Here is a 23,893-nt window from a genome sequence, read left to right as displayed (position 1 = left end):
TATTTTATACATTATGAATTGAAACAAATAAAAATGCCCCTTATAATCGCAAAAATTAAAATAGCGAGAGTCTTACCCATGCCAAATCAAGGCAAAATTATTACTGCAGTCAACGCGTGTCTGAAGCAAAAAAAAAATATCGATTTGGTACTAAATAAAAAAGGGATTTGCGCCGCACTTTCTGCTTTATGCATTAAATACACATTAGAAAATAAAAGACCGCTTTTTTTTGATTTACTCGAACAGTTAGCAACCCTACCTAGCACTTATCGTATTGGTGATAACCCTGCTATTGATGGTTTCATTATCAAAATCGAGAAAACATTTCGCGTTGAGGCATACAGTTATTATGAAATCCTGCAATCTGATATCGAAAAAATCTTGGAAATTGGCAATAAGCCACTAAAAAATGAATTTAATTTAGGGCTAACAACAGATGAAGCGCACTGGGAAGAAATATTCAAAAAAATTAGCCGTGAGAACCGTTCCTATCTAATTTGCAGTTATAACCATGCCATTAATTTATCTTTTGAAAACGGAAAATATGTTGTTTATGATTCAAACTACAATAAAAGAATAAAGGAGTTGGGAACGGTTGATGAGTTAGTCAAAGAAATTAAGGAGTGCTTTGATTATAAAGAAGACTCTTTTGGACTCAATATTCGTACATTTGCCCCGCCCAAGGCAACACCTGTGTCCTACCCTTCTCACGATGAATTACATCAAATTGCCTTCGCAAGTCAAACCGATACACGTTCAAGTTTCTTTGCTGCTCTGGCAGGAGACATGAATACACTTAAGTACTTATTTAAACACAATAAAATCAACTACGACAACTTGTCAAAAGAATATCTTCGTCCCGAGTTTAATGATCTTTTACTGCAACAGCCTAAATCACCTATTTTAAAAAATGCTATTTTGAAAGGAATTAATGCCACCCTATATGCAGGCAAGCACAAAGAAGCGGAAAAGCTCCTTGACCATTATCTCAAGACATATACTACAGCTGAAGAACAAAGTGCATTAAAAAACCAACTGCAAATGTTTCTTGACCAACCAGCAGCAGAACACCTGTTGTTAATGAAAAAAGAAGCAGATAACAGTAATTTAATGAAGGTATTCGATCAATTAAATCTTTCTCAAGAACCTAGAAATCAAACTACCTATAATCATCTGCAACTCCTAACTTTTATTAAAGAGGAAGCAAAATCCGCGCAAATAAATCAGTTTTTAAATGAGTTAACCCCAGAACAAATCATCAAACAAATTCAATATGCTGCGATTACCAACCAACATCATGTTTTAAATCTGTTAATTCCTCATTTAACAACGGCGAAAATTGCTCCCAAATCATTTCCTTGCATTTTCACCAAAGAAGTCATCCAAAATATTGATGCGATTACTTTGGAAAAACTCCTTATAAATGGTTTTGCAGTAAACATTGATGAGCCAGATTTACTCACCTTGTGCATGGAACGCAATAATATAACCATTTTTGAAACGTATGCACGTGCATGGGCAGAACAAACAAATCCAACACTTTGGAAAAACATTGATGATCATGAATATCGTTTAATTGATTTAAACACTCCGCTAGGCGCAACAACGCTACTCAATGTACTGATTTTCTTAAGAAAAAATGAGCATGTAAAAAACTCATGGAAAGATAATATTTCTGAGGAAACAATTAAAAGTGCGCTTACCCTGGCCATCTTGAATGGCAATAAAGAAATGAGCCAGTTTTTACAAGAAAAACTGAAAGCAAAGAAAAGCCATCTTGACCCAGAAACCATGGAGTTTCTCTATCAAAGAGGATTGGTAGAAGAGGACTTATCCATTTTATCCACATTGGATCAGTTAAATTACCATGTGGTACATAATACTCAGGATATACGCGCATTGTTCGAGTTGTGTTCTGATTACGATGACTTTTCAATCATCGAAAAATCTTTTACAACAGCAAGCCCTAGGATAAAACAACTCGTACTAGAAAGCAGTTTAAATTGGAATATCGTGCCAGTCATAACAGCATGTGCTCAACAAGCCCCCCGACTCTTTAATGACTACCTCAATGCATCAACCACAAGCCCTGGCAAACTGGCTAAACTGAATCGAGTTGGCGCCAAAATTCCAGCCGATACACTGACATTAGAAACACTGACATCACAGGAACAAAAAAAACAAATCAAAGGCTTTTTCAAAAATAAGCTTGCATATCTTGCCAGGACATTATGTAAAAAAGTAGCTTGGGAAGAAGCCGAGCTTGAAGAGTTCATTAATGAGTTAATTCTGGATAAAAATGAAAACGGGATCAAATTACTGCTGCAACTCTACCCCGCATTAAAGCAAAATCCAAAACTTATTCCTCTGCTGGCACAAAATAGCCTATTAATCGCCCTGGATTTTTTACTGGATAAAGAAACCGTTCTTGATCCAGAGTTAACGGAGCAAATTTTCACTTCTGCCCTAGCCAATAACCATAAAAATTTAGTTGCACGATTTTTGAGCCAAGGAAGAATAACTCCCAAAACTCCATTAAAAAGACCTCTTTTAGAATTACTGCAAGAGGCCATAGAAAAAGGAAATGGTTCTGTTTTAGAACCATTCATTGAACCCGATCTTAATTTCGGGCTGGATTTTAAAGAACTATTTCTTTTTAGCTGCGCCCACAAACAAGAAAAAATTGCCAACCAACTACTTGCCCGAGAATTTACACTTAACGCTACGGAGCGACAATACGCAATCCAACAATTATTTGCTGAGCAACCCGCCTCTGCTCAGTTTGAAAAAGTCTATGCTCAAGGGTACGGTAGACTTTATCAATTGTTAGTAAGAGCCAACGTACAAAATCCAAGAACACCTTTAATGAGCTCTATTAAAGCTCCAGAGAATGACCCTTTATTCCAAAATACAGAACTGTATTCAAGCTCGTTGTTTTTAAGTCCTTTAAAACGAGCCGTAAAAGAAAAAAACGAAACTGTATTTAATGCATTGTTTACTCAAAGCGATCTTCCAGGAGAGCCTAGTAAAAGTGTTTTAGATTTTTTAAAAGATCCTGTCCTTTTTGCAGATATATTCCCCTTATTTGAGAAAAAATACGGCCTAAAAAAATTACTGGATGAGGCGCTAAAACAAAAAGAATGGGCAACCTTAGCTAATCTTATTGAAAAGAAAAAATTGGAAGATTTGGACGCAGAGTTTCAAAAGTCTGTACAAGAGCATGCTCTAGTCATCGTTAATGCTTATGTAGAGAATCTCAAAGCACATTATGATAAAACTGACGTTCGCCCCCAGCTATTTAAACTCCTAGAAAGTACAAATCCACATGCTCTTGCTCAATTGGCAATTCCGTATCGAGAGGAAATTCAAAAAGTACTCGCAGGCATTGAACTGAATATGCTGCAAAATCAACTTGATTTAAATAATCAAATTTATCGTTATACCTTTAATAGTTTGCCATTTAAGAGAGCGCTTGCGGAGCTTAGCAAAATCTTCGAAGAATGTCAGACAGTTATTCACGAGGGAAAGATTGATCTGGATCAAATCATTGAAAATCCTGAACTAGTGAATCATCTGGCACGAATAAAACTCATCATGGCAGGACAAGATATTGCTCCTCATTACCTGGAGGAAAATCATTACGATCTCTTGGAGAAATTAATAGAAAACCCTCGATTTAAAGAGGTTTGCCAATTGGAGTTTAAGCTCTATTGTTTACTTAGACAGTTTAAAAAACCGCTTTTAGAACAAAGTGCTGAGATTCAAAAAGAATTCAATACGGCAGTGCAGTCACTCCAGGAAGCTTTAGCGCAAACAAACTTGCCTCCTAATTTTGTTTTACCAGGAATTCTAAAGTATTTCGCCCCGTCTCAATCAGCAGAGGTTTTGGGTAGTGACATTCAGGAACATACTATCCAGTCTGATTTGCCACAACTGCTAGAGGGGAGAAAAGAGCCCACTAAACCTGAGGTGGAACAATCTCAAAATAGCGAAGTTCAGCAACAGGCGGTGATAGCAAGTCCACAACCAAAGAACGGAGAACCGGCACTTTCTATGTCGGTTGTGAAACAATCTCATTTAAAAGACTTGAAAATACAATGTACTAACGCCTTAAGTTATTACTTGGAACATCGTGATGACAACTTAAGTGTTTTTTCTTATTTTTTTGATTATTCACGAGGAAAAATACGCGCCCAACATTATAAAAACTTAATCCAATCGGCTCAAACTGAACAAGAATTGTATCTTTTAGAATATGCTATTTTGGCAAATGATGACGGAACACAATTAAAGAATGACCTGGCATCACAACTGAAATTCAAAGATGAATATGCTGCTCGAGAACACCTCAAAACAACAATTCAAAAATCCTATTCCTTTACGAAACACGATTTAACACAATTAGACAACCTGATTGATTCAATTAATCAAAAAATTAATGCCGACGAACAAGTCGCTACAAGAAGCTTATTTAAGGAAGAGTTAGGCTATTTCAGACAAATCCGTAACCATCAAAGCACGTTGAGCCCTCTTTCTTTTTTCCAACCGAAACAACACGATCCAATTGACCAATTTTTACGATGGATTGCAAGCTGGCTTGGCTATGACAATTCCTCTGCAGAAGAAAACAAATTGGCTTTATAAAGTTATTGTAGCCTGGGGGCAGCGCAGCAAAACCCAGGCTACACTTCGCTGGCCCAAATTACAAAAGCCTCTAGCTATAAATAATATTCTGCATGAATAAATTATGCTAGGATGAAACATTTTCTACTATATGTCATACATGATGCAGGACGCCTTTAAAAAATTCTTTCAAAAATATCCCAAATCTGAAGCTCCTTTTATGCACGAACAACTTGCCCAATGGAGTGACACACGCCCTTTATCTGGATTACGAGTTGTTCATCATGTTCCTTTAGTAACGAATACTTTATTAAAAATAACCTGCTTACTTGAGGCAGGAGCTGATGTTACCGTCACCAATCCGTCAGACTTTTGTCATGCTCATCCACAGGCGATTTCGTGTTTAAACGAAGCAAAAATTCGTTATGTGGAAAATCCGCGCTCCCTTATTGGGGAAACTTTTGATCTGTATTTTGATTGTGGTGCACAGCTTTACCAATTTTTGGGAAAGCCCAAAATTGGTGCAATCGAATTAACCGGATCAGGCGATCAACTATATCGACAACAAGTTCTTGATTTTCCAGTAATTAGTATTGACCGTACGTTGACCAAACAACTGGAAACAGTTTTTGGATGTGCTGAAAGCAGCCAAATGGCTCTCACTCAATTAACAGGAGTTAATCCGACCGAAACATCATGGGTTATTTTTGGTTTTGGTAAAATTGGCCGTGGACTCGCCTATTTTTGTGCGCAAAATAAAGTTCCTGTCGTAATTGTAGATCCAAGTGAAAAGCAGCGAAATCTGGCTCAGAAGTTAGGTATTACCGCAATTGCGCCGCAAGATTTCAGTAAGCTTGAATGTGCATTAATCGAAGCCAATGTTGTTATTACCGCAACCGGAGGAAAAGCGATTATGGATGCTTATCCTCACTCCTGGTTTAGTGGCAAGATACTTGCAAATTTAGGGGTTTATGATGAATTTGGCCCTCAATTTAGTGATGATGAAGTCTTAAATCATAAAATGCCGGTTAATTTTGTACTTAATGACCCTACGCCTATGAAGTATATTGATCCAGAATTTTACATCCATAATCTTGTCGCATTAACTTTTCTAAAAGAAAAGCTATCTTATCAAGTCCATGGAATATCATCAGAATTAGATAATAGTATGATTCAACGTTGGTGCTCCTATCACTCTTTTCCGTTAGATACGATTAATGCTTGGTTGTATTTATAATGCATAGCCTGGGTAAAAGTGAGGCTGTAATCCAGACTGCATTCAGGGAGACATTTTTTAAAATAAATTTACACTTTCGCCATGATGCTATATATTCCGCCTTTTTCTCAAAACAAAATTAATGAATTTATCAGACTCGACACCTTCATCTAGCCCCAAAAGAACCATCATCTGGTTGGTCAGTGTATTTTTTCTATTATTTCAATTTTTCTTGCAACTCTCTTCGGGAATTATTATTGGCGCAATCATGCATGAGAAACAATTAACTGCATTTACTGCAGGTTTATTAAGTAGCGCCTTTTATTATGTTTATACCACAATGCAAATTCCCGTTGGCCTTCTTTTTGATCGATACAATACCCGAACTTTATTGTCCTTAAACGCGCTGATATGTGCATTAGGCTGCTTTTTGTTTTCTACTGGATATAACTTATTTGTATTATTTCTTGGCCGCCTAATTATTGGCGGTGGCTCCGCATTTGCTTTTGTTGGCATGACTCGTGTATTGCGCCAACATTATCCCCTAAAACAATATGCATTTATGATTGGCCTCACAGAAACCCTAGGTTTTACGGTGACAGTGGCGAGCATGATTGGCATGGGCTCACAAATAAGCCACATTAGCTGGCATTATTTCCTTGCTGGCGCTGGTGTCATCGGTATTTTAATTGCGTTTTTATGTGCGAATTTCATTCCCAGCAACAAGCCGATTATTGATAATCATCATCAATACAAAAAACATTTGTTGCTGATGCTGAAAAATAAATTAGTATGGATTAATGGATGGTTTGTAGGCTTGGAATTTTCGGTGATTACCGTTTTTGCTGCAATGTGGGCAGTTCCTTTTCTCCAGCTAAAATTGGAATGTTCTATAGAAACAGCCAGTATTCTCACCTCCATGATTTTATTGGGCGCTGGATTAAGTTGCCCCATATATGGCTGGTTGTCCATCCATTTGCCTAAACGCAAACCACTAATCCATATTTCATGCTTCTCTACTGCAATTTTGTTCATTCTTGTTCTGTACTTACCTATACATAATCTGCTCCTAACAGGCATCTTGTTGTTCGCAATTGGACTGTGTTGTGGGGCTTATATGCTCGCATTTACTATTGCGAATGAATTGGCGCCAGAAGAATCACTCTCCGCCTGTACAGGTTTCACCAACACCTTAGCAATGGCTACAGCTCCCCTTCTACAACCATTAATCGGTTATTTGTTGGATTATTCCAAAGGCGATACCCACCTCCATGTTGTGGCTGATTATCAACGAACCCTTTTAATCATTCCTGCGGCTTTAGTTATAGCCAGTGTTTTATCACAATTTCTTCCAGAGAAAGAGATTTAGTGCTCTCTAAGGAAAAAATTAATAAAACCTTAATAATACATCTATAAAATAACAATATTTAGCCAGTGTGTAGTTATTTTATATGACAACTTCTAAAAAGGAACGAAAACCCATTTCCCCCTCTCAGCCTCAAAAAGAAATAAGCTACTTTGTCGTATTTGGCGATAGTCTTTCTGATGGCAAAAACATGGGTGAAAAAGCATCCTTTCTCGGACCGTTAGCAAGAAAGTTGTGGCTAGCAATAACTGGGCTCGATAAATCACCTAAAGAACGATTTACCAATGGTTATACTTGGGCGGACTCGCTTAAATCAACCCTTATCAGTAAATTCCTTAATGAAGATAAAATAAAGGAAGATTCTGCGCGTCGAAACCATAATTTAAATAATGCCGATATCGGTGATGATATTCTTTCTCGATCATCCGAAAAACAATACACTGAAGACGAAATACGAGCAGAAATAAGAAGGGTGAGACGCAAAAAAAGAGTAGCGGCTAGAGAAGAAGGTCATTTGTTCACTTCTGGACTAGAAAATACCCCAAAAACCGATCCGCTCCCCCGTCACCAGCCCCAAAAAACGCACCGTGTGACTGCAATTAAAAAAGCGGGGCTCCCAAAAGCCACTTTACGCGAATCTTCTGATGATATTGCGGACCAACTAATAACAGATCCTCGCTATAGCAAATACGTTCGAGAATATTATTCACTCGATGATGGTCGTATAGCTCAATATAATGGCCGGAATTTCTATAGAAACTACAGCCAAGGCGGTTCAACCTCTTATGATTACAGCTGGAACAGTATTTTTCTTTCGCTCCTTTCCCCTTTTACGTCAATCAAGCTGTTCTTTACTCGTTTAATGGTATCCAACTTGTCGAAACAGGTAGTGCAATTTTTGGAAGACAATGAGAAAGAAGAAATTTCTACAGAGCAAAAAAAGAAGACCCTTATTACGGTATTTTCTGGTGCTAATGATTTAATTACCGTTAATTCAGAACCCACCGAAGAAGCTGCGGAACTTGCTGCCCAAAGTAACATAGATAATATCGAATCATTAATTAAACAAGGCTACAGTAATTTTGTTCTATGCAACTTGCCTGATTTATCATTAACACCACGCTACCAACATAAATCAGATGAAGAGCGAAAGAATGCGCAAAAGATATCAAAGGAATTTAATAAAAAACTAGCAGAAAAACTGAAAATCTTAAAAGACGCCAATCCTGAGTGCTCAATTGAACTTTTTGATATCGAAACTGTTTTCACTAAAATTTATGATGATGTACGTGATAACGGCGAACACTCCAAATATGCTCAATACTTTGACCCAAAAGCACTAAAAGAACCTTACCTAGAGTACGCAAAAGCACATAATATCCCAACAACCCCTGGCGGCGTCGCTCCAGGTAAAAAGCACATGTTTTGGGATGATGTTCATCCAACTGAAACCATGCATGCTTTATTGATGTCGGAGTATTACAAAAACAATCTGAGTCAATATAAAATTTCAGCACCAGCGGAACAGAGTCCAGAATATTTATGTAAAATCTTTAATCGAAAGTACCATGAAAAAATAGATGAGCTTACATTTGGTCCCTTGAGTTTTTGTAGCGAACTTCGGATTAATTACAAAGAGCCAGAAAAAGCACTTATCTCTATCTTACGTTACGCACTTAATGAAGAAAGTAATGACGGTGATTGTTTACGTGACGCGATGACCGACTTAGGGTGGTGGGTAAATGACAAACCCAACATGTGCATCCCCGCCTTAGCAGATGCTATGTGGATTTTGAATCCAATTGATGCACAAAAGTTAGATGCGGAATTAGATCCACATTTAGCTGAAACCAGCTCACATAAAATGATGCTTGGTGCATTAAGTGGAGAACCGGTAGGTAAGAAACCGCAGTTCAAAAGAATCACTGCGGATTTAGCTTTGGATCCTGTAGTAGTGGAGCGATTAAAAAAGCTGGAGAAAAAACCTGGAATTACGGAGCCAGAAACCACTGTATTAAAAAAACAAGAGCCTGTAACAGAGCCTTTGACCCTGAGCGTTTTTTAGTCCAGATTCGCACAGTGTAATCCGCTGACTTCCACATATGCCCCTCACCCTAACTATCTCCCCAAAGAGGCGAGAGGATAAAAAATGGGGCTCGGGAGAATAAAAAAACACAATCAACAAAAATCCCCACTCCCGCTTACGGGAGTGGGTGTTAAATAATTTTTTCTTCGTTGGATACTTTCAATTTATATATAACCCCAGATTGCGCTCTGCTAATCCAGGCTACACTATCAATTCAAGGTTAAAAGCTCTCTTCAAGTATTTAACTTCTTAACGTCCTGTATAGCCAATTCGGTTGTTGTATTCTTTAAAAATGATTGTTGAGTAACAAAACAAAAGCCACCTCGACTGTCTTTAGAGAACCCTGCAACTGTGTGGGATAGTGAGTCGTTCGCTTTCAGAGAGTTAATCAATTTTAAATTCAGCTTAGGTAAGCCAATCCTCAGCATACACTGATCATTCTCTAAAGGTTTTAATGAAATAAATTGAGACATTTTTACTTTGTTGCCTGAAGGATCAAGCCAACCCGCAACTGCTGCGCTGGTTGCATCTTTTTCTTTAAGATTTGCAGAATAAAACCCATTATCATCGTTTAAACGACAAAATGTAGTGTTGATTTCATGGTCATCTTTTTGCTCATCATTCAATGCCAATTTGCCAAACCATGCTTTATTGCCAGTAACAAACTGCTCTTTATCATCAATGCGTAAATGTCCATTGAGCTGACTTGTCTGTAACACTTGGAATTTTACTCCGGGTCGCAAAACTAAGGTTTCATTGTTATTTGCTTGTTTCAGCATATCTACTTTAAAGTTAAAACCTTTTTTATCCGCTGCTTTTACACCGAAGATCCAACTGTCATTGATGGGATTGTAACGAATAAACGAATAACCAACATGCCAATCAAGTGGTGTTGTTTGCCCTATTTTTTCTTTATCTTCGTAGAAAAAAACCAGCTTATTTGTTTCACCATCAATTAAAGCAGCTTTAGTATGAAAATCTGCTCCTTGGCGCTGCATTTCAAAAAAATATCCGTACTTATCACCACTTTCATTCTCTACCATACCAGAAAAAGTCCAACTTCCTACAGTTGGATCGATAGATTGTACCGGTTGCAATGCCGCTGGTTTTATTTCAGTTGCAAGTACTCCAGTACTTATGTGGGATATGATTAAAAATAAAAAACAGCGAATCCAAGCAAACATAATCAGCAATAACCTTTTAACTGTTGATGTAACCACAATGCGTCCCAAAAAGCATCATCCAATACAGCGTCCACGGGCAAATAATGCATTGCGTCCGAACTAAAGGATCGACATTTCACGGCATCTTTTTCCGTCATAATAATAAGCGATTTGCAATAATTCAAATCATCTGGCTTAAACTGATAATGATCAGGATAAGAGCAGGTGTCGAATTCTATCCCTAATTGCAGCAAAGTGGAATAAAAACGTTGGGGGTTACCAATTGCAGCAATCGCTTCCCATGTTCCATTTAATGTATGCGGATCAATTTCTTCATCCGTACTTAACTTCTTAATTTTCCCAGGTTTTAATACCATAGAATATGCATTATCCCACTTCCCTTCATTCACCACAATAAAATCAACTTGCCCCAAGCGTTTAGAGGGCTCTCTTAACGGACCAGCTGGCAAACAAAGGCCATTACCTAATCCGCGGGTTCCATCAACCACAGCGATTTCAATGGCTCGCCCCATACGGTAATGTTGTAATCCATCGTCGCTAATAATAATTTGACTTTGATGTTTTTCTAAAAGATAGCGCACAGCCTCCGTACGGTTGGGCGCAATCACTACAGGACATTCGGTTTTTTGTGCTAACAATAAAGGCTCATCACCGACTTTTAGTGCAGAATCATTAACATGCACTTCATAGGGAAATGATTTGAGTTTTGCACCATACCCCCGACTGACTATACCAACTCTTAATCCTTTTTGTTGTACCCTCTTAGCCAGCTCGATCACCAATGGGGTCTTACCTACTCCTCCAACAGTTATATTACCAACAACAATTAGAGGGACTGGGCAATCAAATTGATGAAAACGTTGCAAAAAATAGCGTCTTACTGACACAATAAGTGAATATCCCCAAGACAACGGCCGCAATACCCATTGTATTGGGTGATTACCATACCATATGTTCTCGAGGGAAAAAGACATCAGGCTATTGCATCCTTATAAAATGTATCTGAGTGTTGTATTCCCTGAAGCTGTGCGTAGTATCCTTGTAAATCAAGTAATTCCTGATGACTACCTTGTTCTACAATGCGTCCATGTTGCATCACGATAATTTTATCCGCATGTTTAATAGTTGATAAGCGATGTGCAATGACTAAAGTAGTGCGGTTTTTCATCACCGCTTCTAAGGCAATTTGTATATATCGCTCAGACTCACTATCTAAAGCAGATGTTGCTTCATCAAGAATTAAAATAGGTGCATCTTTCAATATAGCACGTGCGATCGCAATTCTTTGTCGCTGACCACCAGAGAGTAATACGCCATTTTCGCCTACATGCGTGTCATAACCTTCTGGGAAACGACTGATAAATTCATCAGCAAAAGCCATTTTAGCAGCATGTATAATTTGCTGGCGACTAACATCTGAACGACCATAGGCAATATTATTAGCCAAAGAATCATTAAAAAGCGTTACGTTTTGGCTCACCAAAGCCATTTGCTCACGCAAGCTGGTTAAACTTATTTGATTAATCGGGGTATTATCTAGAGTAATAGTGCCTTGATTTACTTCATAAAAACGAGGTAATAAGCTGGCTATAGTGGTCTTACCACTTCCTGAGTGTCCTACCAATGCAACCGTTTTACCGGCTTCGATGGTAAAACTCACATCATGTAATACCTTCTCTCCTTTTCTGTAAGCATAAGATACCTGTTTAAACTCAAGATCACCGCGCGCTCTTTGCGATAAAATGGTCCCTTGTCCTTGCTCTATAGGCAGATCTAACAGATTAAATACGCTTTCTGCACCAGCCAAACCCTTTTGTATTACCGCATTCAACGTAGTGAGGGTTTTCATGGGTTTGATTAGCTGTATCATCGCAGCAATAATTGCTAGAAAAGAACCAGCAGAAATAATGACCACTGTAGATAATTGAATTGCTGCCGCAATAATTGCTGCAATGCCTATTGCTATGACAATTTGCACTCCAGAGACGTTCAGAGCCTTGCTCGCAGCAACTTTCATATCATTTTGACGAGAGAGTTCTACAGCATTACTAAACTTTCCAGACTCATAAGTAATGCCCCCGAAAATACGAACTACTTTATACCCCTCAATTGCTTCACTCGCAATTTCGGTTACTTCCCCCATAGTTTTTTGTACTTTATGGCTGATTCGTCTGACACGTTTGTTTGTGTAGTTCACAATCAAACCAACAAAGGGAATAGTTAACAGGAACATCAGTGACAACTGCCAACAGATCACCATCATTACAGTGAGAAAACCGATAATTAAACAGGTATTTTGGACTATATCTGTTAATGCATCCGCACTAACCTGCGCTACTTGCTCCACATCATAAAGAATTTTAGAAAGCATTTGTCCTGAAGTTGCTTCATCATAAAAATCAGCTGGTAAATGAAGAATATGCTTAAAAACTTTTTCTCTTAAGACCTTAACTACAGAGCGAGCAACCCAGGTCATGCAATAACTACCCAGTGAACTGACAAGTCCCCTCAAAGTAATCCCTATTAAAACCATATAAGGAATTTTCTTGATAAAATCCATGTCCACATTAATAAAACTTTTATCAAAAAAAGGCCGCATCATATATGTGAAGCCCGCATCAATCAGGGAATATAAAATGTTGGCAAAAATACCTAATACCAGGATAGGCCAAAATGGTTTCACATAAGTTAACAAACGTTTGTATAAAATGCTGGTCTTAACTGAGAGTTTCTTTTTCATGACTCAAATAGTTCAATCGAAAAATGGGCCATTGTAACTGTTATTACATGGAAGTGCTAATATTATGTAGGGGGACGGTCCGGGACGGACCCCATCAGGAGGCATGCAGATTGTTTAAATTATTTTGCAGGGGGCCGTCCCGGACCGTCCCCCATGGTCATTCTAAAGTCATTTTGATGCGTGTATAAGCACAATGAAATCCTATTTTTTGCACGTTACAATCTGAAACGCTTCCGGGTTCTGTCGTAACCGTTGCCCAAGACAATCCCAGTTGCTTTGCACTATTTAATCGAGCCTTTAATAGTTTCTTTTGCAGCCCTTTTCCTCTATAGGCTGGCAAAGTACTGGTAACACCCAAGTCACAAAAATCTCCATGCATAGCAATTGTAGCGCCAGCTACAATCACATCATTATCATACACAGCATAGGCTCTGACTCCCTGAGATTGGGCGTAACGAAAAAACTGATCTTCCGCTTCAGGCGCATCAAAGCCTAAAGCTGTTTTTTTGGCCCACTCCTTCTTTTCATGAGACTTTATTTCTCTGATGTGCAATGACTCTGCAGTATAATCAACTGGCTGATATGATTTTAAATCCAATAGCGACACATTATTTAATTCACTGATGTGGTAGCCACGTTGGCTTAAAAATATAGAGAGCTCACTCCCCACAAAGGGACACAACTCAATATCGATGCGCTCATGATTCAAGGTTCTGTAAAAATGTTCTATCCGTTCAATTTCAGACTGAAAATGTGCCAATTTTGTAGCAAAGCCCCAGCCAACCACCTGCGATAAATACGAATCAAATCCTGAAAAACAAGCAGCCCCCCCATTGATTTCCAAAATCCGTCCTTGTGGATACTGTTTGGTTACCTCTATATGGGTTTGTTTGATGCAAGACTCCATCTGTGCTGCTAGATCTTTAGTGATACATTTCATCTAATATTATTCCTATCGAAACAAACAGAACGATTAAAATTCGCGGTCCTTTATTGTAATCCGTTTGCAAGCTCATAGACTAAGCCAGGACCACGATAAATCAGACCCGTGTACACTTGGATTAATGAAGCACCTGCATCCAACTTAGCCCGAGCTGTTTCGCAACTGTCAATGCCACCTACTCCAATCAAAGTTATAGCATCGCCTACATATTGTTTCAGCAAACGTAAGCATTGGGTCGACAAATCAAATACAGGTCTACCACTTAAGCCCCCAGTTTCCTCAGCATAAGGTAAATGAGCCACTCCCGTACGAGAACATGTTGTGTTCGTCGCAATAATTCCCTCAATACCGTAATTCAAAATCACTTCGGTCATTTGTTTTAATGTTTCTATATCTTCATCGGGTGATACTTTAACCACTAAAGGCACATGACGGTGAAATTTATCGGATAATTTAATTTGCTCCGTGTGTATTTGTGATAACAAATTGGCAAAATATTCTTTTTGCTGTAATTGGCGTAAATCTGGAGTATTGGGAGAGGATATATTGATGGTGACATATGACGCATGCTCATACACTTTAGCCAAACATTGAATGTAATCCTCGGCAGCATGTTCTAGTGGAGTATCTTTATTTTTACCAATATTGATTCCTAGGATTCCTTTATAACGTGCTTTTTTCACGTGGCTCACCAAAGCATCAACACCCTGATTATTAAATCCCATGCGATTGATAATTGCATGCGCATCTGGCAAACGAAATAATCGCGGCTGAGGATTACCAATTTGTGGCCGAGCAGTGACTGTCCCTAGTTCAATAAAGGAAAATCCCAGCTTGGCTAATGCATCGAGATGCTCGCCATTTTTATCCAAGCCTGCTGCCAAACCAACAGCATGGGGAAATTGAAGCCCAAAAGCTTCTATGGGTTTTGATTTTGTCTTTTTAAAACAAAAACCAGGCGCGTAATGTAATGCAGATAAACTAAAAGCATGGGCACTTTCAGGAGCCATGCTAAAAAGCAAAGGACGTAACATTGAATACATACAAGAACCTTGTAGCCTGGGTGAAGCGAAGCATAACCCGGGAGTGCTAACTCAAGAATTCCTGGGTTATGCCTCGCTTCACCCAGGCCACTTTAATTAAATATCACACTTCTGCGCCCAAACCCGCAACATTGCGTTTTCAGACTTATGCAAATGATAATCCACTTGTCTAATTTCTACACCATAGCCCTCTTTTTGCAGTTCCAGCAATACGGGACCTAAAAATTCAGAAGTTTTTCCGTCCATATCATTTAACGGGAAAATTCGCACTTCTTTAGCTACTCTAGCTAGTTCACGAATTACATTTAAATGAAACTCAACCGTTTGATCTTCCAAATCAGCAAATAAATAATTTGCACTTAGTGCAATATCAAAAGAGAAGTCAGGATAAGGTAAATGATAATCCGCTGCTCCATAATATCGCCCTTCAGCCTTACCTTGTTCGTAATCAGCAAAAAACTTTTTCATTCCATTGCGACGATGCTCAAGCAATTGCTCCAACCCCCCACTGCGACCGAAGTCGAACTGCTCTTGCTCTTTGTGCACTTCGTCTGCCATTTGTGCAAAAATCATAATCGCCTTAGAAGACAAAGTATCTTTATCCAAAACAAACAAGGGATCGCAACTCACCGCTTGATGCGCCTCTTGAAATTGTTGTGCGTTTACTGCACTCGGGCCACATCCATATTCTAAAATCCTGGAATCCATGTCCTCTTGAGACAAATCAAACATTTCACGATACTCATCAACACTATGTCCCCAGAGGACTAATTTACGCATGAATGACTCTCCTAAGTAGATAAATCTGAACGCTGAAACTTTGGCAACTACCTTCCCAAGGTAATTCTACAAAGCGAATTGCTTTTAACCTTAGCCTACCGCCTGCAGCCAAGTGCAGAGAGGTCAACAAGGTGCTTAAATTCCTTAACCAAGGACTGGCAGTTTCCTTTGGCTTAAGATTAGGCGATTTTTTAAATCAGGTAAAGGAACATTTTAAAACACTACTTCCTTAACAAACCCAATAAAGAAACAAGCAACCATTTACTTCATTTCTCTCTTTTTACTCAAGCTAAGCAATCCCATTCCCTAAAAAGTCTATAAAATCAAAAACAATTCTGGCAAATACCGAATCATTTCCTCAACTTGTTTAATAAGAAAAAAGATCTGAGAAATTCTATTTGCATCTTCAACTTGATTGGGTATAGTTTAACACATTTATAAAAATCAACTGACTATTCATTTATCAAGAGACGCTGAATTGGAGCGTTCACAAAAAACTCGTGCATCAGATGAATGGTTATAACAACAGGAAGTCAGCTATGTACACAGGACCGAACTATCGACTCGGTGAAACTTACGACATGTTGCGCGACAGTGTTCATCAATTTGCTCGTGCTGAAATTGCCCCACTCGCTGCCCAAATTGACGAAAGCAATACCTTCCCCAATCATTTATGGCGAAAATTAGGCGACATGGGATTATTAGGAATTACTGTCAGTGAAGAATATGGCGGTGCCAATATGGGATATCTTGCTCATGCCATTGCAATGGAGGAAATCTCGCGAGCATCTGCCTCAATCGGCCTAAGCTACGGCGCTCATTCCAATTTATGCGTTAACCAGATCCACTTAAATGGTAATCATTCGCAAAAACAAAAATATCTGCCTAAACTTATTAGTGGAGAATATGTTGGTGCTCTGGCTATGAGTGAATCCAACTCGGGCTCCGATGTAGTCAGTATGCAATTACATGCTCGTCCAGAAGGCAACAAATATATTCTCAACGGTACAAAAATGTGGATCACCAATGGACCTGATGCCGATGTGTTAGTAGTTTATGCAAAAACGGACAAACAGGCTGCGAGTAAAGGAATCACTGCGTTCCTAATTGAAAAAGGAATGCCTGGCTTCAAAACAGCTCAAAAACTCGACAAACTAGGGATGCGTGGCTCAAATACCTGTGAATTGGTGTTTGAACAATGTGAAGTCTCTGCAGAGCAAGTTTTGGGTGAAGTAAATCGAGGTGTTAAAGTATTAATGAGTGGTCTTGATTATGAACGGACCATTTTGGCTGCAGGTCCTGTAGGAATTATGCAAGCCTGTATGGATGTTGTTTTACCTTATGTGCATGAGCGCAAGCAATTTGAACAAGCCATTGGCGAATTTCAATTCATCCAAGGCAAATTAGCAGATATGTATACGGATCTAGGTGCTTCAAGAGCCTACTTATATGCTATTGCCCGAGCTTGTGATCAAGGTATAGTCAGTCGTAAAGATGCTGCAAGTGTTATTTTGTATACAGCTGAACGAGCAACACAAATGGCATTACAAGCCATTCAAATCCTTGGCGGTAATGGATATATCAATGAATATCCTACAGGACGTTTACTACGTGATGCAAAACTCTATGAAATAGGGGCCGGTACTTCTGAAATTAGAAGAATGCTTATTGGACGAGAACTTTTTAAAGAAACAGCATAAGGAAAAATGAAAATGGAACAGAATGATATAGTAATCGTTGCAGCAAGAAGAACTCCTATGGGGGGCATGTTAGGAAATTTATCTTCTCTTACAGCCCCAGAGCTAGGAGCAATTGCACACATAGCTGCATTATCTCAATCAGGCATTAGTCCAGCAGAAATCGATGAAGTAATTACAGGTTGCGTTTTATCAGCTGGCATTGGTCAAGCCCCTGCGCGCCAGGCAGCAATTAAAGCAGGATTACCTAATTCTTCAGGAGCGACCACAGTAAATAAAATGTGCGGTTCAGGAATGAAGGCGGTGATGCTGGCTCACGACTTAATTCGAGCAGGCACTGCAAATATTATCCTTGCTGGCGGTATAGAAAGCATGAGTAATGCGCCTTATTTATTGAGTAAAGCACGTTCAGGATATCGACTTGGGCATGGTGAATTAAAAGATCACATGTTCCTTGACGGATTAGAAGATGCTTACGACAAAGGGAAATTAATGGGCGTTTTTGCAGAAGCTACTGCAAGTCATTTTAATTTTAGCAGAGATCAGCAAGATGAGTTCGCGATTCGCTCCATGACCAAGGCATTGCAAGCAATAGAGAGTGGTGCGTTTAAAGAAGAAATTGCACCAGTAACGATCAACACACGCAAAGGTGACATGACCGTATCTGTAGATGAAGGTCCTGATGCTGCAAAACTGGCAAAAATTGCTCAGCTAAAACCTGCTTTTAAAGCAGATGGAACCGTTACGGCAGCCAATTCAAGTTCCATTTCTGATGGTGCAGCAAGTCTCATTTTAATGAGTGCAGGCCAAGCAGAAAAACGTGGCATTAGACCTATTGCTCGTATTGTAGCTCATGCTAGCCATTCTCAAGCACCTGAGTGGTTTACTACAGCACCGGTAGATGCCATTCGCAAAGTGATGAATAAAGCGTCCTGGAAACAAAATGATGTTGACCTCTATGAAATTAATGAAGCATTTGCTGTAGTTACAATGGCAGCAATGACACAGCTTGAATTAAATCCAGAACAAGTTAATATTCACGGCGGAGCTTGTGCCTTAGGTCACCCTATCGGTGCATCTGGTGCTCGTATTTTAGTTACTCTAATACATGCCTTGAAACATCAAGGAAAAAAACGTGGTATCGCTGCATTATGTATTGGTGGTGGCGAAGCAACAGCTATGGCAATTGAGTTAATTTAAAAACAAATGTATCCCCGCTCCACAAAAAGACCGGGGATTTTATATATAAAAAGGATGTTCATGCTACGACACAGTCTTATCTACCTGTTACTCAGTATTTTAGTAGTGCTCTTTGCGAAATACGCTCATCTCCTTATTGTCTATGTTGATATGTTTTTTACTTACGTTAATTTGAAATTAACGCCCATATTCAGTCAAACTGGTTGGGGACTTGTGGTTCGCAAAATTCTTGTCCTTGTCGTATTACCAGTAGTTATTACTGCCATTCCAGCACTTATTTATAGACTCATAAAAGGTGGTGAGATGCCACACTTTATTGCGGCTACCTGGATTATTTGGACAATCATCGTTTTAAGTGACATTTTAGTACGATAAGGAATCCTGCATGACAAAATTAGTCAGTCAAATCAATACAAGCAGTCAAGAATTCAAAGCAAATCAAACTGCCATGCAGACGTTGGTAGATGAATTACAAAATCGAATTCAGCATATTGCTTTAGGTGGCGATGAGAAAGCTCGAGCCCGACATTTAAAACATGGTAAATTACTACCAAGGGAACGATTACAGCAATTACTTGATCCTGGGAGTCCCTTTCTTGAACTTTCCCAACTTGCTGCCTACCAAGTTTATGATGATGTTGTTCCTGCTGCTGGAATTATCACAGGAATTGGATGGGTCGCAGGTACTGAATGCATGATTGTAGTCAATGACGCTACAGTAAAAGGCGGAACTTACTATCCAATAACCGTCAAAAAACATTTAAGAGCACAAGAAATCGCACTGACAAATCATTTACCCTGCATTTATTTAGTCGATTCAGGAGGCGCTTTTTTACCGCTTCAAGATGAAGTTTTTCCTGATCGCGATCATTTCGGACGGGTTTTTTTTAATCAAGTGCAAATGTCTGCACAAAACATCCCACAAATTGCAGTCGTGATGGGTTCTTGTACTGCTGGTGGTGCTTATGTACCAGCCATGGCTGATGAATCAATTATGGTCAAAAACCAAGCCACAATTTTTCTTGGCGGACCACCTCTTGTCAAAGCAGCAACAGGTGAAGTTATTAGTGCCGAAGAGTTGGGTGGTGCAGAAGTTCATTGTAGGCAATCAGGTGTGGCCGATCATTATGCGGAACACGATGCCCATGCACTTCATCTGGCACGAACTACCATTAGCAATCTAAACCGCAAAAAACCGCAGCAATTAAAGCGGATAGAAACAGTTGAACCCCTTTATGACAGTAAAGAACTTAATGGTATCGTACCGACTGATCCCAGAAAGCCCTTTGATATTCGCGAAATCATTGCGCGTATTGTTGATGGCTCAGAATTTGATGAATTTAAAACGCTATTTGGTACCACATTAGTTTGTGGCTTTGCCCACTTATACGGTTATCCTGTAGGAATTATCGCGAATAACGGTATTCTTTTTGGTGAAAGTGCCCTTAAAGGAACCCACTTTATAGAACTTTGCTGCCAGCGTAAAATCCCATTAATATTTCTACAAAATATCACTGGCTTTATGGTTGGCTCAAAATACGAAGCCTCCGGCATTGCCAAACATGGCGCTAAAATGGTAACTGCGGTCGCCAATGCCAATGTTCCTAAATTTACCGTCATTGTTGGCGGTAGTTTTGGCGCAGGAAACTATGCCATGTGTGGACGTGCCTATAGCCCTAATTTTTTATGGACCTGGCCCAACTCACGTATTTCCGTAATGGGCGGCGAACAGGCTGCTAATGTTTTGGCACAAGTAAACCGAGACAAATTAGCAAAGCAAGGAAGCAATTGGCCTATGGAAGAAGAAGAACGTTTTAAAGACCAATTACGTTCTCAATATGAGACTCAAGGACACCCTTATTATGCCAGTGCTCGCTTATGGGATGATGGCGTTATCGCCCCACAGGATACACGTAAAGTATTAGGCCTGGGCCTATCAGCCGCATTAAATGCCCCTATTGGGCCAACACGTTTTGGCGTATTTCGCATGTAAGGAGCACCTCGTGAGCGATTTGTTGTACGAAATTCATGAACATTTGGCTTTACTCACACTCAATCGCGTGAATAAACATAATGCTTTTGATAATCTGCTTTTAAGTGAAATGCAACATCAGCTTGATGTGGCGATTGCTGACTCTGATGTCCGCGTTATAGTGCTAAAAGCAAACGGTAAACATTTTTCTGCAGGTGCTGATTTAGCCTGGATGCAAAACATGGCTCATTATAATGAAGAAGAAAATCAAAAAGATGCCATGGTACTTGGTAATCTAATGTACACTTTAAATATGAGCTCTAAACCTACGGTTGCGATGGTACATGGCTCCGCTTTTGGTGGGGGAGCTGGTCTTGCCGCAGCATGTGATATTACTATAGCGTCACAATCAGCACGCTTTTGTTTTTCGGAAGTTAAATTGGGTCTGATACCTGCAGTCATTAGCCCTTATATTGTTCAAGCCATAGGTGAACGCAATGCGAAGGCTTTATTTATAAGTGCAGAAGTTTTTGATGCAGTTAAAGCATTGTCATTAAATTTAGTGCAACACTGCGTTCCTGAAGAAAATTTATGGGATTTCACGCTCAATTATGCGACGCAAATCAGTAACAATGCACCTGAAGCAGTCCGAGCATCAAAGTGGTTAGCACGCTATGTAGCAGATAAAAAAATAAATGAAGAACTCGTTTATTACACGGCTTCATTGATTGCTCAAAAAAGAGTGTCAGCAGAAGGGCAACAAGGACTAAATGCATTTTTAAAAAAAGAAACACCAAACTGGAACTAGAGACTTTGATTAGTAGTCTGGGGTGCAGCATAGCGAAACTGGAGAATAGTAATGCTACATTCCCAGGTTCCGTTACACTGTACCCAGACTACTAAATTGCAAGGAACTTAAACCGCAGTGAATAATGTGTAAGTAATTATAAAAGTAAAAATTAATGAGGCACTAATGTTTAATAAAATTCTTATTGCCAACCGTGGTGAAATTGCATGCAGAATCATCAAAACGGCTCGTTCCATGGGAATACACACCGTAGCGATTTATTCCTCGGTTGATAAAAACAGTCTGCATGTACGCAGCGCGGACAGTGCATATTTAGTTGGTGATGCGCCTGCTAAAGAAAGCTATCTGAACATAGCTAGTATTATCCATATAGCTAAGGCAAGTGGAGCACAAGCGATTCATCCAGGTTATGGTTTCTTGTCTGAAAATCCTGAGTTTGCGCAAGCATGTAAAGAAGCAGGTATCGTTTTTATTGGCCCTTCCGTAGAGGCTATGGAAGCAATGGCTTCCAAGCAATTGGCCAAACAATTGCTTGAAAAAACGAAGGTTCCTTTAACACCAGGCTATCATGGCAGAGAGCAGGCAGAAGATGTATTACTCGCCGAAGCTAAAAAAATAGGATTTCCTGTCTTAATTAAGGCAGCCAATGGTGGTGGCGGTAAAGGAATGCGCGCAGTTCATCATGAAGAAGAATTTAACGCCGCCTTAGCTGGAGCAAAACGCGAATCGATGGCAAGCTTTGCTGATGATACAGTAATTATTGAAAAACTAGTTCTGCATCCACGTCACGTTGAATTACAAATTATGGCAGACAATCATGGGAATGTAGTTCATATATTTGAACGAGATTGTTCCATTCAACGCAGACACCAGAAAATTATTGAAGAGGCACCGGCACCTAATTTATCAACATCACTACGGCAAAAACTTGCTGAGGCAGCATGCGAAGTAGCGCGCTCTATAAAATACAGCGGTGCAGGCACTGTTGAATTTTTAGTTGATAATTCTGAACAGTTCTATTTTATGGAAATGAATACACGGTTACAGGTAGAACATCCAGTAACTGAAATGGTTACCGGGCTTGATTTAGTCGCTTGGCAATTGAAAATTGCCGCCAATGAACCCCTCCCCTTGCCGCAAGAGAAGATTAAAGCACATGGTCATGCCATAGAATGTCGTATCTATGCTGAAGACCCACATCATGATTTTATTCCATCAATAGGGCAAATCCATTTTTTGCAAGAACCTTGCGGTGATGGCGTACGTATTGATACCGGGGTCCAAGTATCCTCACAAATTACCATGTACTATGATCCGATGATCGCCAAGCTGATTGTATGGGGAGCCACTCGTGATGAAGCACTACATCGATTAGAACAAGCGTTATCCCATTATTATATTGGTGGAGTAAAAACTAACATCCCCTTTTTACAAACAATTTGTCGCCATTCTAAATTCAGAAAAGCTGATTTGAGTACTGATTTTTTAAGTCAGGAAGAAATTAAACTACCTACAGCTGATAAAGAAATGGCTTTACTCATGGCCGCGAGTTTTGATTATTTAAACAATACCAATACAATCCAGGACCCATTATTGCAAGAAGCATTCGCTTGGCAATCTCAAATCTTAAGTCATTGGATATGGCGCTATAAAGATCAAGACGACATGGTCGAGGTATTTATAACGCCAATTAATAAAAATCAATTTAAAGTACGATTAAAAACCCAAGACTATTTGATTCATGGTCATTTAACCAACAATCAACTTCGCATCGAAATCAATGGACAAAATTATCACGTAACCATTGAAAATAAAAATCAATCTCTAGCCTTGTATACAAGTCAATGGCAAATTACTATTGAACGGTTCAACTGGGGAACACTGGGTACACAAACCGCAGCACATAAAGGACAGCTTACAGCGCCAATGCCAGCTACTGTGGTGGCCATTTTAAAAAATATTGGAGAACGAGTTAAAGCGGGTGAACGTTTAATCGTACTCGAAGCAATGAAAATGGAACATACCATTCATGCCCCTGCTGATGGCATTTTACAAGATATATTCTATAAGGTAGGTGCCCAGGTGAATGAAGGAGAGGAATTGCTGTCATTAAGTGAAGAAGATTCTTAAATAGAGGTACCGGTCATTTTTAGATCTGTAGGGAAACGGCCTATAACTGAGGTTAGTTTATTGTCGTTCCCCAATCAGTATGACCTACCTTGGGAATATTAAAAG

Annotated in this window: 16 protein-coding genes; 10 read left to right on the top strand and 6 right to left on the bottom strand. The window is 39.3% G+C overall.

Annotation, left to right across the window (positions count from 1 at the left end):
- The first annotated feature begins 78 nt into the window (after window positions 1–78).
- From Lste_RS17740 to Lste_RS17725, 4 genes are all read left to right on the top strand, one after another.
- Complete coding sequence (locus tag Lste_RS17740; RefSeq protein ID WP_058512484.1) at window positions 79–4,644, top strand: hypothetical protein; 4,566 nt, start codon at window positions 79–81, stop codon at window positions 4,642–4,644.
- Between the two features lie 142 nt (window positions 4,645–4,786).
- Complete coding sequence (locus tag Lste_RS17735; RefSeq protein WP_193393448.1) at window positions 4,787–5,860, top strand: Rossmann-fold NAD(P)-binding domain-containing protein; 1,074 nt, start codon at window positions 4,787–4,789, stop codon at window positions 5,858–5,860.
- Window positions 5,861–5,981: 121 nt separating this feature from the next.
- Window positions 5,982–7,208: an MFS transporter gene (locus tag Lste_RS17730; protein WP_157070792.1), complete on the top strand. Its 1,227-nt coding sequence runs from the start codon at window positions 5,982–5,984 to the stop codon at window positions 7,206–7,208.
- 82 nt (window positions 7,209–7,290) lie between these two features.
- The gene (locus Lste_RS17725; protein WP_058512304.1) at window positions 7,291–9,270 is read left to right on the top strand and encodes an SGNH/GDSL hydrolase family protein; all 1,980 of its coding nucleotides are present in this window, start codon (window positions 7,291–7,293) and stop codon (window positions 9,268–9,270) included.
- Window positions 9,271–9,524: 254 nt separating this feature from the next.
- On the opposite strand, the gene Lste_RS17720 is transcribed toward Lste_RS17725, so the two are convergent.
- The 6 genes from Lste_RS17720 to Lste_RS17695 all read right to left on the bottom strand — a co-directional run bounded on the left by Lste_RS17720 (window position 9,525) and on the right by Lste_RS17695 (window position 15,981).
- Window positions 9,525–10,475: a hypothetical protein gene (locus tag Lste_RS17720; protein ID WP_058512303.1), complete on the bottom strand. Its 951-nt coding sequence runs from the start codon at window positions 10,473–10,475 to the stop codon at window positions 9,525–9,527.
- A 2-nt stretch (window positions 10,476–10,477) separates the two neighbouring features.
- The gene (gene lpxK, locus Lste_RS17715) at window positions 10,478–11,449 is read right to left on the bottom strand and encodes a tetraacyldisaccharide 4'-kinase (RefSeq protein WP_058512302.1); all 972 of its coding nucleotides are present in this window, start codon (window positions 11,447–11,449) and stop codon (window positions 10,478–10,480) included.
- Complete coding sequence (msbA, locus tag Lste_RS17710) at window positions 11,449–13,215, bottom strand: lipid A export permease/ATP-binding protein MsbA (protein ID WP_058512301.1); 1,767 nt, start codon at window positions 13,213–13,215, stop codon at window positions 11,449–11,451. The genes lpxK and msbA overlap by 1 nt, the downstream gene beginning before the upstream one ends.
- 157 nt (window positions 13,216–13,372) lie before the next feature.
- Complete coding sequence (locus tag Lste_RS17705) at window positions 13,373–14,155, bottom strand: GNAT family N-acetyltransferase (RefSeq protein ID WP_058512300.1); 783 nt, start codon at window positions 14,153–14,155, stop codon at window positions 13,373–13,375.
- A 50-nt stretch (window positions 14,156–14,205) separates the two neighbouring features.
- The gene (locus Lste_RS17700; RefSeq protein ID WP_058512299.1) at window positions 14,206–15,201 is read right to left on the bottom strand and encodes a quinone-dependent dihydroorotate dehydrogenase; all 996 of its coding nucleotides are present in this window, start codon (window positions 15,199–15,201) and stop codon (window positions 14,206–14,208) included.
- Window positions 15,202–15,297: 96 nt separating this feature from the next.
- A complete protein-coding gene (locus tag Lste_RS17695) occupies window positions 15,298–15,981 on the bottom strand; it encodes a hypothetical protein (protein WP_058512298.1) in 684 nt (227 codons plus the stop codon).
- Window positions 15,982–16,520: 539 nt separating this feature from the next.
- Between Lste_RS17695 and Lste_RS17690 the strand changes: the two genes are divergently transcribed.
- From Lste_RS17690 to Lste_RS17665, 6 genes are all read left to right on the top strand, one after another.
- Complete coding sequence (locus tag Lste_RS17690; RefSeq protein WP_058512297.1) at window positions 16,521–17,681, top strand: isovaleryl-CoA dehydrogenase; 1,161 nt, start codon at window positions 16,521–16,523, stop codon at window positions 17,679–17,681.
- A 12-nt stretch (window positions 17,682–17,693) separates the two neighbouring features.
- Window positions 17,694–18,878, top strand: a complete 1,185-nt coding sequence (locus tag Lste_RS17685) for an acetyl-CoA C-acyltransferase (RefSeq protein ID WP_058512296.1) — start codon at window positions 17,694–17,696, stop codon at window positions 18,876–18,878.
- Between the two features lie 60 nt (window positions 18,879–18,938).
- Window positions 18,939–19,253: a hypothetical protein gene (locus Lste_RS17680; protein WP_058512295.1), complete on the top strand. Its 315-nt coding sequence runs from the start codon at window positions 18,939–18,941 to the stop codon at window positions 19,251–19,253.
- Between the two features lie 10 nt (window positions 19,254–19,263).
- Window positions 19,264–20,871: a carboxyl transferase domain-containing protein gene (locus tag Lste_RS17675; RefSeq protein ID WP_058512294.1), complete on the top strand. Its 1,608-nt coding sequence runs from the start codon at window positions 19,264–19,266 to the stop codon at window positions 20,869–20,871.
- A 10-nt stretch (window positions 20,872–20,881) separates the two neighbouring features.
- Window positions 20,882–21,658, top strand: a complete 777-nt coding sequence (locus tag Lste_RS17670; protein WP_058512293.1) for an enoyl-CoA hydratase-related protein — start codon at window positions 20,882–20,884, stop codon at window positions 21,656–21,658.
- 165 nt (window positions 21,659–21,823) lie between these two features.
- Window positions 21,824–23,788 (top strand): acetyl/propionyl/methylcrotonyl-CoA carboxylase subunit alpha, encoded by a 1,965-nt coding sequence (locus tag Lste_RS17665; RefSeq protein ID WP_058512292.1) that lies wholly within the window; start codon window positions 21,824–21,826, stop codon window positions 23,786–23,788.
- Window positions 23,789–23,893 lie beyond the last annotated feature (105 nt).

This window comes from Legionella steelei, from assembly GCF_001468005.1.
Lineage (GTDB): Bacteria > Pseudomonadota > Gammaproteobacteria > Legionellales > Legionellaceae > Legionella > Legionella steelei.
This window is presented reverse-complemented; position numbering and strand designations above follow the sequence as displayed.